The 15,917-nt window shown below is 71.0% G+C and carries 15 protein-coding genes and 1 tRNA gene; 9 read left to right on the top strand and 7 right to left on the bottom strand.

All coding sequences use genetic code 11. From position 1 onward, the window contains the following. Nucleotides 1-13 precede the first annotated feature (13 nt). Nucleotides 14-985: a helix-turn-helix transcriptional regulator gene (locus B9W62_RS22475; RefSeq protein ID WP_087812037.1), complete on the top strand. Its 972-nt coding sequence runs from the start codon at nt 14-16 to the stop codon at nt 983-985. A gap of 220 nt (nt 986-1,205) precedes the next feature. Here the strand turns inward: B9W62_RS22475 and B9W62_RS22470 are convergent, their stop codons facing one another. Together B9W62_RS22470 and B9W62_RS22465 are read right to left on the bottom strand one after the other, a co-directional pair. Then, entirely contained in the window at nt 1,206-1,913 is a 708-nt protein-coding gene (locus B9W62_RS22470) for a TetR/AcrR family transcriptional regulator (protein ID WP_087808851.1), read from the bottom strand. Between the two features lie 449 nt (nt 1,914-2,362). Beyond that, on the bottom strand, nt 2,363-3,361 hold the full coding sequence (locus tag B9W62_RS22465) for a sigma-70 family RNA polymerase sigma factor (RefSeq protein WP_087808850.1): 999 nt from the start codon (nt 3,359-3,361) through the stop codon (nt 2,363-2,365). Nucleotides 3,362-3,573: 212 nt separating this feature from the next. Here B9W62_RS22465 and B9W62_RS22460 point away from each other — a divergent pair, with 212 nt between their 5' ends. After that, nucleotides 3,574-4,092 carry a GNAT family N-acetyltransferase gene (locus B9W62_RS22460; RefSeq protein WP_087808849.1) on the top strand — a complete coding sequence of 173 codons (519 nt, stop codon included), beginning with the start codon at nt 3,574-3,576 and terminating at the stop codon, nt 4,090-4,092. A gap of 31 nt (nt 4,093-4,123) precedes the next feature. On the opposite strand, the gene B9W62_RS22455 is transcribed toward B9W62_RS22460, so the two are convergent. After that, a complete protein-coding gene (locus tag B9W62_RS22455; RefSeq protein ID WP_087812036.1) occupies nt 4,124-4,885 on the bottom strand; it encodes a dioxygenase family protein in 762 nt (253 codons plus the stop codon). Between the two features lie 119 nt (nt 4,886-5,004). Between B9W62_RS22455 and B9W62_RS22450 the strand changes: the two genes are divergently transcribed. Continuing rightward, nucleotides 5,005-5,496, top strand: coding sequence for a MarR family winged helix-turn-helix transcriptional regulator (locus B9W62_RS22450; protein WP_052839249.1), 492 nt, complete (start codon nt 5,005-5,007; stop codon nt 5,494-5,496). A 100-nt stretch (nt 5,497-5,596) separates the two neighbouring features. On the opposite strand, the gene B9W62_RS22445 is transcribed toward B9W62_RS22450, so the two are convergent. Then, entirely contained in the window at nt 5,597-7,141 is a 1,545-nt protein-coding gene (locus tag B9W62_RS22445) for an MFS transporter (protein ID WP_087808848.1), read from the bottom strand. A 261-nt stretch (nt 7,142-7,402) separates the two neighbouring features. Further along, a complete protein-coding gene (locus B9W62_RS22440) occupies nt 7,403-8,056 on the bottom strand; it encodes a TetR/AcrR family transcriptional regulator (RefSeq protein ID WP_179235611.1) in 654 nt (217 codons plus the stop codon). Nucleotides 8,057-8,439: 383 nt separating this feature from the next. On the opposite strand from B9W62_RS22440, the gene B9W62_RS22435 reads away from it, so the two are divergent. The 4 genes from B9W62_RS22435 (at nt 8,440) to B9W62_RS22420 (ending at nt 12,241) form a co-directional block, all read left to right on the top strand. Further along, entirely contained in the window at nt 8,440-9,738 is a 1,299-nt protein-coding gene (locus B9W62_RS22435; protein WP_087808846.1) for a M6 family metalloprotease domain-containing protein, read from the top strand. A 123-nt stretch (nt 9,739-9,861) separates the two neighbouring features. Next, nucleotides 9,862-11,619: an IclR family transcriptional regulator domain-containing protein gene (locus tag B9W62_RS22430; RefSeq protein ID WP_256976551.1), complete on the top strand. Its 1,758-nt coding sequence runs from the start codon at nt 9,862-9,864 to the stop codon at nt 11,617-11,619. Between the two features lie 88 nt (nt 11,620-11,707). Beyond that, nucleotides 11,708-11,780 (top strand) — tRNA-Arg (locus B9W62_RS22425). 113 nt (nt 11,781-11,893) lie between these two features. After that, nucleotides 11,894-12,241 (top strand): hypothetical protein, encoded by a 348-nt coding sequence (locus tag B9W62_RS22420; RefSeq protein ID WP_087808845.1) that lies wholly within the window; start codon nt 11,894-11,896, stop codon nt 12,239-12,241. Between the two features lie 90 nt (nt 12,242-12,331). Here the strand turns inward: B9W62_RS22420 and B9W62_RS22415 are convergent, their stop codons facing one another. Together B9W62_RS22415 and B9W62_RS22410 are read right to left on the bottom strand one after the other, a co-directional pair. Further along, the gene (locus B9W62_RS22415) at nt 12,332-13,570 is read right to left on the bottom strand and encodes a tyrosine-type recombinase/integrase (RefSeq protein ID WP_107424207.1); all 1,239 of its coding nucleotides are present in this window, start codon (nt 13,568-13,570) and stop codon (nt 12,332-12,334) included. Beyond that, nucleotides 13,571-13,852 (bottom strand): helix-turn-helix domain-containing protein, encoded by a 282-nt coding sequence (locus B9W62_RS22410; RefSeq protein WP_087808844.1) that lies wholly within the window; start codon nt 13,850-13,852, stop codon nt 13,571-13,573. A gap of 386 nt (nt 13,853-14,238) precedes the next feature. Between B9W62_RS22410 and B9W62_RS22405 the strand changes: the two genes are divergently transcribed. Together B9W62_RS22405 and B9W62_RS22400 are read left to right on the top strand one after the other, a co-directional pair. Then, a complete protein-coding gene (locus B9W62_RS22405; protein WP_087808843.1) occupies nt 14,239-14,475 on the top strand; it encodes a helix-turn-helix transcriptional regulator in 237 nt (78 codons plus the stop codon). A gap of 146 nt (nt 14,476-14,621) precedes the next feature. After that, nucleotides 14,622-15,878: a DUF3631 domain-containing protein gene (locus B9W62_RS22400; RefSeq protein ID WP_087808842.1), complete on the top strand. Its 1,257-nt coding sequence runs from the start codon at nt 14,622-14,624 to the stop codon at nt 15,876-15,878. Nucleotides 15,879-15,917 lie beyond the last annotated feature (39 nt).

The following is a 15,917-nucleotide window of genomic DNA, read 5'->3' as shown; positions in this document are numbered from 1 at the left end:
CATCCTCGAAGGCATGACGACGGACACTCCAGCCCGGCTGCTGACGCTCCTCTCGCTCCTTCAGACGCCCCGCGAATGGCCCGGCGGCGAGCTGGCCGACCGGCTCGGGGTCTCCCGGCGCACGGTCCGGCGGGACATCGACCGCCTGCGCGAACTGGGCTACCCGGTCCAGGCGACGATGGGCGCCGACGGCGGCTACCGGCTGGTGGCGGGCAAGGCGATGCCGCCGCTGGTCCTCGACGACGAGGAGGCGGTGGCCATCGCGGTCGGGCTGCGGGCGGGCGCGGGACACGCGGTCGAGGGCCTGGACGAGGCGTCGGTGCGGGCCCTGGCCAAGCTGGAGCAGGTGCTGCCGTCCCGGCTGCGGCACCGGGTCACCACCCTCCAGTCCGCGACCACGCCGCTGACCAGCGGGGACGGGCCGAACATCGCACCCGAGACACTGACCGTGATGGCCTCGACGGTGGCCGGGCACGAGCGGCTGCGGTTCGCCTACCGCGCGGCGGACGGCACCGAGTCGCGGCGCGTGACGGAGCCGTACCGGCTGGTGTCGACGGGGCGGCGCTGGTACCTGGTCGCCTACGACCTCGACCGGGACGACTGGCGGACCTTCCGGGTCGACCGGGTGAGCGAGCCCTTCGCCACGGGGGCGCGGTTCGCTCCGCGGGAGCTGCCGACCGGGGACGCGGCCGAGTACCTGCGGCACTCGATGCAGCGCCGCAACGACTCCTACGAGATCGCGGTCGTCTTCCACGCCCCGGCCGAGGCCGTCGCGCCGCTGCTGCCGCACTGGATGGGAACGCCCGAGGCGGTGGACGGTTGCACGTCGTGCGTGGTGCGGGCGACCGTCTCCGGCTCGGTGGAGTGGATCGCGGTCCGCCTGGCGACGACCGGCCTGGAGTTCCGGGTCCGGGAACCGGCGGAACTGGTCGACTGCGTACGGGAACTGGGCGCCCGCCTGTCACGCGCGACGGGACCGGACTGACCGGCACGGGGGGGCCGAGGGGCCGGGGACGGAGGCCGGAGGCCGGGGGACGGAGGGCCGAGGGACCGGGGGACGGACGGCCAGGGGACGGAGGCCGGGGGGACGGACGGCCGGGGGACGGACGGCCGGGGCCGGGAGCCGGAGGCCGGAGGCCGAGAGCCGGAGGCCGGGGCCGCCATTGCCGTTCACCGACCCGCGCCCTCACCCCCCTCCACCCCCTTCACCCCTGACCCGTGGGGTCGTCCTCCCAGGTGAACTCCCGCAGCACCGCCAGGTTCAGCAGTGCCTGGTCCAGGGGGCTGCGCGTCTCCCGGGAGGACGACGACGCCCAGTGCTCCGCCGCGACGCGCACGGCGGCGCCCGCGACGGCGGCCGCGAAGTGCAGCCGGGGGGAGGCGGCCAGCCGGGCGGCAACGTTGTCGTCGCCCCCGGCCATCCGCGCGGCCAGCGCCTCCACCAGCCACCGCTCCGTGGAGTGGCACACCTCCGCCCACACCTTGCGCAGCGCCGGACTGCTCTCGGCCAGGCGGATCAGCGCGCGGGCCCACTCCCACGAGGGCGCCGACACACCGGCGCCGGGCGTCAGGGTGTGCCGTACGGCGTGTTCCAGGGCCGCGGGCGGGGACAGTTCGGCCGGGGCCTCGCGCACCGCCCGTACCCAGCGTTCGGCGCCCAGGGCGTAGAGCGGGGCGATCGCCTCCTCCTTGGCCGCGAAGTAGCGGTAGAAGGTGCGCGGGGCGACGCCCGCCGCCCGGGCGATGTCCTCGGCCCGGGTGGCCCGCAGGCCCTGGCCGGCGAAGAGGCGGGCCGCCGCGCGGGCGATCTCCATCCGGGTCTCGGCCTTGCGCCGCTCCGTCAGGGAGACCGGCTCACCCGAGCCGATCGGTCCCGGTCCGGGGTCGGGGAGGGCTGGAACTGTGGTGCTCACTTCGGCAGGCTATGCCGCTGTGGCAGAATCTGCCATCCGGCGGGCCACCCCGGGGTTCAGGTTCGGGGTGGCCCGCCTCTCCACCCTGCCCCGGCTCACGGCCGGCCCGGTCCCGCACGAGAAGGAGCCGGGCTGCGGCGCCCCGGGGGGAGGGGCGCCGAGCCCGGCTCGGGAAGTCCCGGCGCCGGGGGGAGTGCGTCGGGACGTGGTCCTGTGTGTGCTGCGGTGGTGCTGCCGCGGAGGAGCGGTGCGAGGCCGTCTCCCGGCCCCGGTCCAACGGGCCCGAACGTCTTGTTCCCGGCCTCCGCGAGTTGAAGCAGCGTTGTACAGCCATGTTTGCGCGGGGTTCGACCACCGGCGTGCGCCCCATCCGCCACGTCACGCCCCCGCGTCACGCGGCGGCCGGGCCGCACCGTCGGCCGCCGCCCCCACCGTCCTGCGCCGCCGCCCTACGCCGCCGCTTCGAAGCCGGTGTCGCGGGCCAGCTTCTTCAGCTCCAGCAGGGCGTGCTTCTCGATCTGCCGGATGCGCTCACGGGTGAGGCCGTGCTCCTTGCCGACCTCGGTCAGGGTGCGCTCGCGGCCGTCGTCGATGCCGTACCGCATCTTGATGATGGAGGCCGTGCGCGGGTCCAGGCGGCCGATGAGGCCGTCCAGCTCCTCGCTGCGCAGCAGGGTCAGCACCGACTGCTCGGGCGACACGGCGGAGGTGTCCTCCAGCAGGTCGCCGAACTGGGTCTCGCCCTCGTCGTCCACCGACATGTTCAGCGAGACCGGGTCGCGGGCCCAGTCGAGCACGTCGGTGACGCGCTCCGGCGTCGAGCCCAGCTCGGCCGCGATCTCCGCGGGCTCCGGCTCGCGGCCGTGCTCGCGGTTGAACTCGCGCTGCACGCGCCGGATCCGGCCCAGCTCCTCCACCAGGTGGACGGGGAGCCGGATGGTGCGCGACTGGTCGGCGATGGAACGGGTGATGGCCTGCCGGATCCACCAGGTCGCGTACGTCGAGAACTTGAAGCCCTTGCGGTAGTCGAACTTCTCGACCGCGCGGACCAGGCCGGCGTTGCCCTCCTGGATCAGGTCGAGGAGCGGCAGACCGCTGCGCGGGTAGCGGCGGGCGACCGCGACGACCAGGCGGAGGTTGGAGCGGATGAAGACGTCCTTCGCCCGCTCGCCCTCGTCGATCAGGGCCTGGAGCTCCTCACGGGTGGCGTCCGCCCCGGTCTCCTCGTACCCTTCGAGGACCTGCCGCGCGAACACACCCGCCTCGATGGTCTGGGACAGCTCGACCTCCTTGGCGGCGTCGAGCAGCGGTGTCCGGGCGATCTCGTCGAGGTACATGCCGACCAGATCGCGGTCGGCGAGCTCGCCGCCGTTCGCGCGGACGCTGGTTGCCGAGCCGGAGGTCTCGCCGGTGGCGGACTTACGACGGGCGACGGCACGGGTTGCCATGCGTGCTCCCTTGCGATGGTGGTTCAGCGGGTGGTCCGGTGGACGCCGGGCGCCTTGCGGGGTTGTCTCCGTTGTCTCCAGCCCCTCTCGGGACTCTCCTCGGGTGCCCTGCATCCGATGGAAACAACGACTGGAATCCGGACAGAATTCCCAACCCGCCCCTCGATTTTTCTGATCATGCAGTACCCTGTGCCGCCACACGAGGAGGGGCGATGCCGTCGGGAGCCGCGGAGGTCCAGGTCAGACCGGGAGTCGAGGCCGATCTCAAGGCCCTCACCACCCTCTACAACCACTACGTGCGTGAGACGCCCATCACGTTCGACACCGAGCCGTTCACCCCGGAAGAGCGCCGCCCCTGGCTGCTCTCCCACCCTGAAGACGGCCCGCACCGGCTGAGGGTTGCCACGGACGCGGACTCACAGGAGATTCTGGGGTACGCCACATCCAGCCCCTACCGGGCGAAGCCCGCCTACGCGACCTCGGTGGAGACCACCGTCTACGTCGCTCCCGGGGCCGGCGGCCGCGGCATCGGCTCGCTCCTCTACACGTCCCTCTTCGACGCGCTGGCCGGCGAGGACCTGCACCGGGCCTACGCGGGCATCGCCCAGCCCAACGAGGCGTCGGAGCGACTGCACGCCCGCTTCGGCTTCCGGCACGTCGGCACGTACCGGGAGGTGGGCCGCAAGTTCGGGCGGTACTGGGACGTGGCCTGGTACGAGAAGCCGCTCTAGGCCCGCCGCTCCCTCGCGGCCGTCCGGGCGGTCAGCCGAACTGCACCGACCGCTTCGCCAGCCCCATCCAGAACCCGTCGATCACCGACTGCCGCGTGTCCAGTTCACCGGCCGCGTCCGCCGCGCCCATGGTCACGAACAGGGGTGCGAAGTGCTCGGTGCGCGGGTGGGCGAGCCGTCCCGCCGGGGACTTGTGGGCGAAGTCGAGCAGCCCGTCCACGTCCCCGCCCTCCAGCGCGCGCCGGCCCCAGTCGTCGAACTCCGCGGACCAGGAGGGGATGCCGCCCTGGCGCAGTGCGGCGAGGTTGTGGGTGAAGAAGCCGGAGCCGATGATCAGCACGCCCTCGTCGCGCAGCGGCGCGAGCCTGCGGCCGATCTCCATGAGCCGTGCCGGGTCCAGGGTCGGCATGGAGACCTGGAGGACCGGGATGTCGGCGCCGGGGTACATCTCGACCAGCGGGACGTAGGCGCCGTGGTCGAGGCCGCGGTCGGGGACGTCCTGCACGGGCGTGCCGGGGGCGCGCAGCAGCTTGCGTACGGACTCGGCGAGCGCGGGCGCGCCGGGCGCCGCGTAGCGCACCTGGTAGTAGTGCTCCGGGAAGCCCCAGAAGTCGTAGACGAGGGGGACGGTCCGGGTGGCGCCGAGGGCGAGCGGGGCCTCCTCCCAGTGGGCGGAGACGACGAGGACCGCCTTCGGGCGCGGCAGGCCTGCGGCCCACGCCGCCAGTTCGCCGGGCCAGACGGGGTCGTCGGCGAGCGGCGGGGCACCGTGGCTGAGGTAGAGGGCGGGCATGCGCTCCCGGACGGCGGCGGCCATGTCTACTCCAATACTTGAACTCTCAATCTCTACTTGCCAACAATGTACGCCGACTTTGTTTAACGTTCAAGAAACCGTCTCGTACAGTGGGACGCATGAACGACGAACCCCGTTGGCTCACCGCCGAGGAGCAGCTGGTCTGGCGCTCCTACATCGAGGCCGCCACCCTCCTCGAGGACCACCTCGACCGGCAGCTCCAGCGCGACGCGGGCATGCCGCACGTCTACTACGGCCTGCTGGTCAAGCTGGCCGAGTCACCGCGCCGGCGGTTGCGGATGACGGAGCTGGCCAAGTACGCGAAGATCACCCGCTCCCGGCTCTCGCACGCGGTGGCCCGCCTGGAGAAGAACGGCTGGGTCCGCCGCGAGGACTGCCCCTCCGACAAGCGCGGCCAGTTCACCATCCTCACGGACGAGGGATACGAGGTGCTGCGCCGGACCGCCCCCGGCCATGTGAACGCCGTACGCCAGGCGGTCTTCGACCGGCTCACCCCCGAACAGCAGAAGTCCCTCGGCGAGATCATGCGGATCGTCGCCGAGGGACTTCAGCCGAGCGAAGCGGGTGCGGACCTGCCCTGGCTGCGCTGAGCGCGCGGCCGGGGCAGGTCCGGGGGAACCGTGCGTACGAGGCGTCCCCTCCCCGTACGCACGGGTGGAACAGGGGCCCGAGCGGGTATCGGAGCGGTCGTCAGTGGGCGACGACCGGCACCCGCAGCTCGTCCTCGGCCTCGTCGCCCGCACCGGAACCGGTGACGGCGCCGCCGCCCGGCCGCCCGGCGTTGACGAAGGTCAGGGCGATCGCAGCCGCCACGACCAGGATGCCGACGGCGAACCAGATCGCGCTGGTGTAGCCCTGCACCTGGCCCTCCAGCTGGACCAGCTGCTGCTGGGACCGGGAGGCCGCGCCGCCCATGTGGTCGGCGATGTAGGACGTGGTGGCGGAGGCGGCGATCGTGTTCAGCAGCGCCGTACCGATCGCACCGCCCACCTGCTGCGAGGTGTTGACCATCGCGGAGGCGACACCCGCGTCCCGCGGCTCCACGCCCATGGTGGCCAGGGACATGGCCGGCATGAACGCCGTACCCATGCCGAGGCCGAGCAGGAGCATGCCGGGCAGCAGCACCGCGGCGTAGGAGGTGTCGACCTCGAGCTGGGTCAGGAACAGCATGCCGACGGCGGCGACCAGGAAGCCGGGGCCCATCAGCAGCCGGGGCGCGACCCGGGTCATCAGGCGGGTGCCGATCTGGGTGGAGCCCGTGATCATGCCCGCGATCATCGGCAGGAACGCGAAGCCGGTCTTCACCGGCGTGTAGCCCTTCACGATTTGCAGGTAGTAGGTCAGGAAGAGGAACAGGCCGAACATCGCGATGATGGCCAGACCCAGCGACAGGTAGATCCCGCCCCGGTTGCGCTCCGTGATCACGCGCAGCGGCAGCAGCGGGGCCTTGACCCGGGACTCGACGAGCACGAAGGCCAGCAGCAGCACGGCCGAGCCGACGAACATGCCGATCGTCACGGCGTCGCTCCAGCCGTTGGACTCGGCGCGGGTGAAGCCGTAGACGAGCGCGACCAGTCCGAGGGTGGACAGGATGACGCCGGGAATGTCGAGCGGCGAGCGGTTGCGGCCGCCCTTGGGCTCACGGATGACGAGGTACGCACCGGCCGCGGCGACGATCGCGAACGGGATGTTGACGAAGAACGTCCAGCGCCAGTTCAGGTACTCGGTGAGGAACCCGCCGAGGATCAGACCCACGGCGCCACCACCACCGGCGATCGCACCGTAGATGCCGAACGCCTTGGCACGCTCCTTGGCGTCCGTGAACATCACGGCGAGCAGGGAGAGCGCGGCGGGCGCGAGCAGGGCACCGAAGACGCCCTGGAGGGCGCGGGAGCCGAACATCATCGCCTCGTTGGTGGCCGCGCCGCCCAGCGCGGAGGCGACGGCGAAGCCGGCCAGACCGAGGACGAAGGTGCGCTTGCGGCCCCACAGGTCGGCTATCCGGCCGCCGAACAGCAGCAGACCGCCGAAGGCGAGGGCGTAGGCCGTGACGACCCACTGCCGGTTGCCGTCGGAGATGCCGAGGTCCTGCTGTGCGGAGGGGAGGGCGATGTTCACGATGGTGGCGTCGAGGACCACCATCAGCTGGGCGAGCGCGATGAAGACGAGCGCTTTCCAGCGACCGGCGTCCGGGGCGTCTGCGACGCCGGATGCCTTGACGGCTGATTGAGACATGGGGATACCCACTTCGGACTTCGTGACGGAAAAAGACGAGAAAAGGGACGACTGAAGCCACGCCGACGGCCCGCCGTCAGCGACATCGCTGACGACTCGGCCCCGGTGACGGAACTGATGGATCTGACGGATCCGACAGATCTGATGAATCTGACAGACCTGACGAATCTGGCGGATCTGGCGGAGACGGAACTGATGGAGAGGCAACCAGCGCAACTGGCTGAACCACTGGTCGCTGAACGTGAACTACTGGTCGCTGAACTACTGGTCGCAGGGCCGGCGCAGGTCCTCCAGAGTCACGGCCGCACCCGGGAGGACGGAGCGGGCGGGAGCCCGCAGCCCGTCCAGGAACAGCTGCAAATGGCGATGGACGAACCGGTCGGCGCTCACGCACCCCGTACCGGCCGGGGGCCGGCTGAGCTGGGCCGCGGCGATCATCAGATCGCCCACGTCCACGTCGTCGCGGAGCTGACCGGCCGCCTTCGCCCGGTCCATGACCTCGGCGACGAGCCGCTCGACCCGTCCGCGCGCCGCCTCCAGATCGGGGTGGTGCTGGTCGAAGGTGCTGGCCACCATGGGACACAGGGCGCTGATCCGCTCGTCGGCGGAGGCGTGCACGAAGCGCTCCAGCGCCTCGAACGCGTCACCGGTCTCCGCGAGGGCCAGCTCTGCCGCCCGTGCCGTACGGTCCATGACCGAGCAGACGACCTCGCGGACGAGGGCGTCACGGTCGGGGAAGTTGCGGTACACCGTGGCGTTGCCGACGCCGGCCCGGCGGGCGACGTCGTCGAGCGGCACGTCCGGCCCGTGCTCGACGAACATCTCGCGGGCGGCGAGGACGATCCGCTCCCGGTTGCGCAGAGCATCGGCGCGGGGCCGGGCCACCTTGCGCTGATCGGGAATCGCGGTCTGCACGGCGTACTCCTTCGTTGTCTTCGGCGTCTGCTTGTGTGCCTGTGTGCCTGTGATGCCTTGGCATCTGTTGTGTCTGTGGTGTCTGTGGTGTCAGTGAGGGTGTCGGTCACGGGTGTGACGACTGGGTTCACGATCCGGGGAGGGAATCCCCGTTTCGCTCGGACACAGGTCTAAACGGGGAAACGATCCCCGGTTATTTCCCACTCCCGAAGAACTTTCCGGTGACCTGAGTCACACCGGGTGCGGACCCGTCCCCCGGTCGGCGGCTACCGGCGAGAAACCCACGATCGGCCTCTCCAGCGCGCGCCCGCCCATCCCTCGGCACAGGGTGAGCGCAAGGGTGCAGCCGGTGTCGGGCGGCTGCCGTGGCCGGGGAGGTCCGCATGCAGCCGCCGCAGGCGCAGCCGCCGAGCCGTCGCATACGCCCGCGCAGACTGGCCGCGGCCGGGACCGTCGCCGTCCTGACCCTCGCGCTCAGCACCTCGGCCGGCACCGGCCGGCTCGCCCCCGGCACCTCGACCGCGGGCCCCGGCCCCGCCGCCCTCTCCCGCTCCTCCGCGCACGGCCCCTGCATGATCAGCGGCGGCGCCGAGATCCAGATGTCCGAGGGCGTGCCCACCTCCACCGGCTACGCCCGCTCGACCGGCACCGTCCGCGCCCTCAACCTGATGATCGACTTCTCCGACGCGCCCGGTGAGGGCAAGGCGCTCGACCGGTACGCGGAGTTCTTCCCGCAGACCGAGGAGTGGTTCCGCACCAGCAGCTACGGCCGCCTCGACTACCACCCCGAGACCCCGATCCGGGACTGGCTGCGGATGCCCAAGTCCTTCGCGCAGTACGGGATAGAACGCGGCGCCCCCTTCGAACCCGGCTACCGCAAGCTGGTCCAGGACCTGGTGGCGGCGGCCGACCCGAAGGTCGACTTCCGCTCGTACGACCTCCTGAACGTCCTGGTCACCCCGAACGCGGGCCCCTCCGCCCTCGACACGGTCCTGTCCGTGACCTTCGCCGGGAACCAGGAGGCCCCGGTCGCCGACGGCGTCCCGGTGGCCAACGCCTCCTTCGTCTACTCCCGCCAGGACGACGGTTCCGGCTCCTACGACGAGACCGGCTACCGCGTGCTCCCCCACGAGAACGGCCACGTCTTCGGCCTCCCGGACCTCTACACCCAGGAGGGCGGAGGATCCGTCGGCCACTGGGACATCATGAGCGAGGACTGGGGCGCCAACAACGATCTCCTCGGCTGGCACAAGTGGAAGCTGGGCTGGCTCGACCCGTCCCAGGTGCACTGCGCCTCCACGCCGGGGACGACGGAGTACACGCTCACCCCGCTGGCCCGCAAGGGCGGCGACAAGCTGGTGGTCCTCCCGCTGAGCGGCACGTCCGGCTACGCGGTCGAACTGCGCACCCGCGAGGGCAACGACGAGACGGTGTGCCGGCCCGGCGTACTGATCTACAAGGTCGACGCGGACGTCGACACCGGCATGGGCCCGGTACGGGTCTACGACTCCCGGCGCGACAGCGGCGGCTGCACCCGCAGCCCCAACGTCCACGCCGAACTCTCGGACGCCGCCTTCACCTCGGGCGAGACCTTCAAGGACCCGCGCAAAGGCGTCACGATCAAGGTGTCGGAAAAGAAGGACGCGAAGGGAGAGGTCCGGGTACGGGTCACCCGGAAGTGAGGCTGGGGCGGAGAGGGCGCAGAGAGCGGCCGCAGAACCGAAGGGGGGCACCGGGCGGGACCGACTTGCCCGGGGATCGGGCTACCGTAGGCGCCCTGCCGTGATCGCCGTACCGGAGAGCCGATGCCCGCCCACACCACGCACGACGCCTCCCGCGACGGGACCGACGGGGCCCGGGACGGGAGCGCCACCGCGCCGGACACGGGGGCACCGGCCGAGACGACCGCACCGGCCAGGACGAAGGAGTCGTCCGAGGCAGTCGCACCGGCCGAGGCGGTCGCACCGGCTGGGACGACAGCGCCGGCGAAGGCAGTCGCACCGGTAAAGGCAATCGCACCGGCCGAGGCGGTCGCACCACTCCTCCGCGGCATCGCCGTGCTCCGCCGGCTGACCGAGGCGCCCGGCGGCACCCTCAGCCTCAGCGCCCTGGAGAAGACCACGGGCCTGGCCCGCTCCACGGTCGACCGCCTCACCGCGACCCTCGCCCGCATGGGATACGTCCGCCTGGACGGCCGCGACGTGACCCTGGCCCCCCGCCTGATGGAACTGGGCAACGCCTATCTGGCCGCCCTCCGCCTCCCCGCCCTGCTCTCTACGCGCGCGGACGAACTGGCCGACGAACTGGACGAGTCGGTGTCGCTGGCGGTCGGCGACCGGGACGGCATCCGCTTCATCCACCAGGCCACCCGCCGCCGCGCCATGTCCCTGAGTTTCCGCATCGGCGACCTGCTCCCGGCCGAACGCACGGCCCCGGGGCCCCTCTTCGCCACGGAGTGGACGGACCCGGACTGGCACCGCTGGCGGAGCCGCCGGGCGGCAGACCCGGCGGACCACACCTTCCCCGCCGTACCACCCAGCGAACACGTCACTCCCGACGAGGACTTCACCCTCCGTACGGCGAGGGCGGCAGCGGACGACTACGCACTGGACGACCAGCTCATCGAACCGGGCCTGGTGGCGCTCTCGGTCCCGGTACGGGACCCAGGCACCGGTCGGGTGGCCTGCGTGGCGAGCGTGGTGAGCCACACGAGCCGCCACACGGCAGCGGACCTGCGGACGGCCCTGCTCCCCCGCCTGCGCGCGGCGGTCGCGGCGATGGAGGACGACCTGCGCACCGCCCCGCCGCCGGAACCAGGACCGCCCCGGGCGGGCCTGGCCACCTGGACGGGAGCGTCGAAACAGGAACTGGGCCGGGAGTTCGTGGAGTCCCTCGCCCGCGGCCTGACCGTACTGACGGCCTTCGGCGAGGACCGCTCGGCGCTGACCCTGACCCAGGTCGCGCAGGCGACCGGCCTGGCCCGCGCGACCGCCCGCCGAGCGCTCATCACCCTCGGCCACGAGGGCCTGCTGGCCCCGGCCCCCGACCACACCTTCACCCTCACTCCCCGGGTCCTGTCTCTCGGCTTCCCTCCCCTCTCCCGCACGTCGCTCCCCGAGATCGCCCAGCCCCACCTGACCGCTCTGGCCGACCGCGTCCACGAGTCGACGTCGCTGGCCGTCCTGTCGGAATCGGGCGAGGAGATCCAGTACACGGCCCGGGCGTCCACCACGCGTGTCCTGAGCGCCCGCGTCACGGTCGGCGCCCGCCTCCCGGCCCGGGCGACGGCCCTGGGCCACGTCCTGCTGGCCCTCCCCGAGGCGCGGACGCAGGGTTACGCCCTGGTCGACGAGGAGCTGGAGGCCGGCCTGCGCTCCCTCGCGGTCCCGGTGCGCGACCGCACGGGCAGGGTGGTGGCGGCCGTCAACGTCGCGATGCACGCGGCCCGCCGCACGGCAGCGGCCTGCCGGACGGACATCCTCCCGGAGCTGTCCCGAACGGCCACCCACGTCGAGGCGGACCTGTCGGTGGCGGGCCGCTTCGTCCACGTCCCCCTGACCTGACCCCCCACCCCGGGCCCGGCGCCCACCTCCGCCTCCACCCCGGCCCCCGATCCGCTAACCTGTTGGCACCGCCGCTCAGCGACGGCACGCCTTCGTAGCTCAGGGGATAGAGCACCGCTCTCCTAAAGCGGGTGTCGCAGGTTCGAATCCTGCCGGGGGCACAGAGAAACACCTGGTCAGAGGCCCTTCCGTCCATCGGACGGGAGGGCCTTCGTACTCGCGGCACACATATGGCACACACGCGGCTGCGGGCAGAGGTGGGGAGCTGTGCGAGATGCCCTCAGAGGACGAGCTGGCCCGACGCCGGTACGAGAAGCTGGTCGACCGGCTGGAGACGTTGATGCGCGCCGGCCTGAACCCCATGTACGAGGGCTACTACGGCCAGCTGGTTCTCGGCCGCGAGGACCTTACCGAGATGGGTGAACTCAAAGACCTTCGACGAGCCGCTCGGGAGGCCGGAGGACGTCTCGGCTGGAAGGTGGCCACTCGACTCGTCGACGGCAGGCTCTTCGTGCTTGACCAACGGGAGGTACCCCACGAGATCGAGCAGCTGGCCGGCGATGCGACCGCAGAGGCCGTCGACCGCGCACGGGCGAAGGCTTTCCGGCCGCGGCTGACCTGAATCGAAGACAGTCCGGAGTGCGCCGCGCCACCGCACGGAGCGACGAACGACGCCCTTGACCGCGGTTTCCCAGCACGGATCAGACACACATCACGCGGAGTCCTCCTCCAGAACGGCCACCGCTACTGCGGCCTCTCGGGCCTTCCGCTCCGCCTTCTCCAGCTTGGCCTTCGCCTTGGCCAACTGCTTGGAGCGCCGCTTGTGCATCTTCTTCGACACCTCGTCCAGGCGGTCCGGGAAGAGGTGTCCGTACGTGTCCAGGGTCAGAGTCGCCGACTTGTGACCCAGCATCGTCTGAACGACGTTGACGTCCGCGCCACTGGCGATGGCCAGCGAGGCTGCCGTGTGTCGCAGCTTGTGCGGGGTGACCCTGAGATGCCCCAGCCCGGCCCGAACGACCGCCGGCGCGAAGAACCGCTGACGGAAGTTGCGTGCTCGTAGGGGGCCGCCCTGGGGGGCCGTGAAGAGCAACTCCTCATCGTCCCGTTTCTCGACGTGGGGCTTCAGCTCCTCGGCAAGGAAGCGCGGGATCGGCACGGATCGGCGCTCGTGGTTCTTGGGGGTGTCGAGGTAGAGCTTGCCGTTGTCCTCGACGTACGCCTCGACGATGTGGGCCCTGCAGGCAGCCAGGTCCACACGGCCCACCTTCAACGCCGACGCTTCGCCCCACCGCAGACCGGTGTAGGCCAAGAGCTGGATGAACACCCGGTAGGCATCTGCCGCGTTCGCCAGTGCCTCGACCTGCATGTCGTCGAGGTACACGTGGTCGGTCGGAGCCGGCTTCGGCAGGGGCACCCCGAGGGCGGGATTCACGGCCAGGCGGCGGGCCTTGACCGCGTAGCCGAGGACACGACTCAGCACCACATATGCCTTGCGGACCGATCGCGGGCTTAGCTTCCGGCCACCCGTCGCCTGGCCGGAGAGCAGGTCCGCCAGCCACTCGGCGATGTCCTCGAAATGGATACGGTCGAGGGAGGTGGTGCCCCACCTGGGGATCACATGGACGTCCAGAACGCCCCGATACCGGTTGCGCGTGGAACGCTTCAAGTGAATCTGGGCGGCAAGCCATGAGTCCGCCACCTCAGCGAACTTGGCGCGCGCGGCAGCCGGGTCGCGGTAGGAGCCGTCGTTGAGACGCGACTCCACCTTCAATCGCTCGGCGTCGGCATCGACCTTGCGGGCCAAGGTCTTCATCTTCGGCTTGCCGTCCGGGCCATACCAGCGAACCCGGTAGCGCCCAGGTGGGGTGCGCCCCACTCGCTTGGCTTCGGTCACCGCACGCGCGTAAGCCGCGTGACCGATGCGGTCCTCGATCCAGACGCGGGCCAACTAGCGTCCCTCCCGATCGGTACCGGGTGAAGAGGCGAACGGAAGAAGCAGGGCCGTCGGAGGAACCCCGAGCACGGCAGCGATCACCACGAGGTCGTCGACGTCACAACGGCGGCGGGCGCGTTCCGTACGGCTGAGAGCGGTGTTGGTCATCGGGCGCCCCAGAGCCGCACAGCCAGCCGCGAGTTGCTGCTGAGTGAGGCCGCGGTTGAGGCGCACGTGCTCTATCGCCTGGGCGGTATGGAGACCGGCAGGGCCGATTTCTATGGGTCGAGTTGCCATAACACGTAGCTGTAACGTGCGGCCGACCTTTTTGGCAATAGTTGGTTCTTAAACCCTACAGAAGTCGCGCCCCGCCGAATCAACGACCGCCCCGACTAATGCCTCACACGCGACACCCAGAGGGCTCCGCTGCAGATTGCGCTCGCCGGAAAGCGAGCGCAGTGTAGCTGACTGCATCCATCGACGATGGACCATCACCTGGGCTTACGAACAGCCTGTCACCCTGGCGCCGACTTTTTGGTCAACCGCCAATTCACCCTTACGGTATTGCCTCCCGTGCTCACCAACGGGAACTTCTGGAGCCTTCTAGAACCAACTCTGGACTTCTCCGCCCAGGGTGTGGCTGTGTTGTCCACGCAGTTGTCCGAAACCGAAAAAGGAGTCCTATGCCGCGCCTTTCCCCCCGCCCTGCCCACACCGTCGTCGACGCCAACCGACGCGGCCCCCTGGCCGCCCCGGCGGAAGTTGCCGAGTACCTCGGGGTGCCGGTGAAGACGCTCTACCAGTGGAAGTACCGGGGCATCGGCCCGAACGTGCACAAGGTCGGCCGCCACCTGCGCTACCGCTGGGCCGAGGTGGACGCCTGGCTCAACGCCCAGGCCGCGTACGACCTCGCCGTCTGAGACCGCCCCACAGGGAAAGCGAAGCGGCTCCCGGCGAGCCACCGCCGGGAGCCGCGCGGTCCCTGCCCTCATCGCCCCTTGCCAGAAAACGATCTGTCTCGGTGAATCCGGACCTTGCCCGTCCGGCCCACCAGGGAGGAACGCCTGTGGATGAATCTACGACCTCTCCGACCCCCACCGCACCCGCCAGCCCTCTGCCTTGGCCACCCGTGGCCGTCCCCGGCCAGGGCGATGCGACCGAGCCCCCGCCCTCCGGGGGTGACCAGCCGTACAGCGCCAACGAGGGCGCAGCACTGCTCGACGAGCTCCGGGCGGCGATCGCCCGGTACGTGATCCTGCCCAACGGTGACGCGCTGACCGCCGTCACGCTGTGGGTGGCGGCCACGCACATCCAGCCCGCGCTGCAGCACGCTCCGCGCCTGGCGGTGGTCGGCCCAGCGAAGCGGTGCGGCAAGTCCCGCCTGCTGGACGTGATCACGGAGACGGCGCACGACCCGCTGATCACCGTGAACACCAGCCCGGCTGTCGTCTTCCGTGCCATCGGTGACGACCCGCCCACTCTGCTGGTGGACGAGGCCGACACCATCTTCGGCAGCATCAAGGCCGCAGAGAAGAACGAGGAACTGCGCGGCCTGCTCAACGCCGGCCACCAGCGCAACCGGCCCGCCCTGCGGATCTCCGGTCCCGAGCACAAGACGCGGAAGTTCCCCACCTTCGCCATGGCCGCGCTGGCCGGCATCGGTGCCCTGCCGGACACGGTCATGGACCGGGCGGTGGTGATCCGCATGCAGCGCCGCAAGGACGGAGAGCGCGTCGAACAGTTCCGCTCCCGCCGCGACATCCCAGCCTTGCACGCTGTGCGGGACCGCTTGGAGGCGTGGCTCCGTCCGCTCCTGGACAGCGCCGAGGACCTGGTACCGCGGATGCCGGTGCAGGACCGCGCGGCGGACACCTGGGAACCGCTCGTGATCGTCGCGCAGCTGGCCGGCGGTACCTGGCCCGAGGACGCGCGCGCTGCCTGTGTGGCCATGTGCGCCGCCGAGGCGGACAAGGACGACGAGTCCAACCTCAAGACCCGCCTGCTGCAGGACATCCGGCGCGCCTTCGCCCGCTGCGGCGACCCGGACATCATGCGCACCCGGGACCTGCTGGAGGAGCTTCTCAAGGACCAGGAGGCTCCGTGGGCCGAGTACGGCACCACCGGCCTCAGCCCACGCCATCTTGGACTCCTCTTGAAGGACTTCGACATCAAGGCCGCCACCCTCCGCTTCGAGGGCGGCAGGCAGGCCAAGGGCTTCGCACGCCTCCGCTTCACCGACGCCTGGGCGCGGTACTGCCCGGAAGGGTCCGCCTCCAAGAGCGGTGACGAGAGCACGCCGATGGAGCCGGGTCCGCACCCGTAAAGACCCGTCGCACCCGTCGCATCGCAGGTCAACCCCGTG

This window comes from Streptomyces sp. CS113, from assembly GCF_002188365.1.
Classification (GTDB): domain Bacteria; phylum Actinomycetota; class Actinomycetes; order Streptomycetales; family Streptomycetaceae; genus Streptomyces; species Streptomyces tendae.
This window is presented reverse-complemented; position numbering and strand designations above follow the sequence as displayed.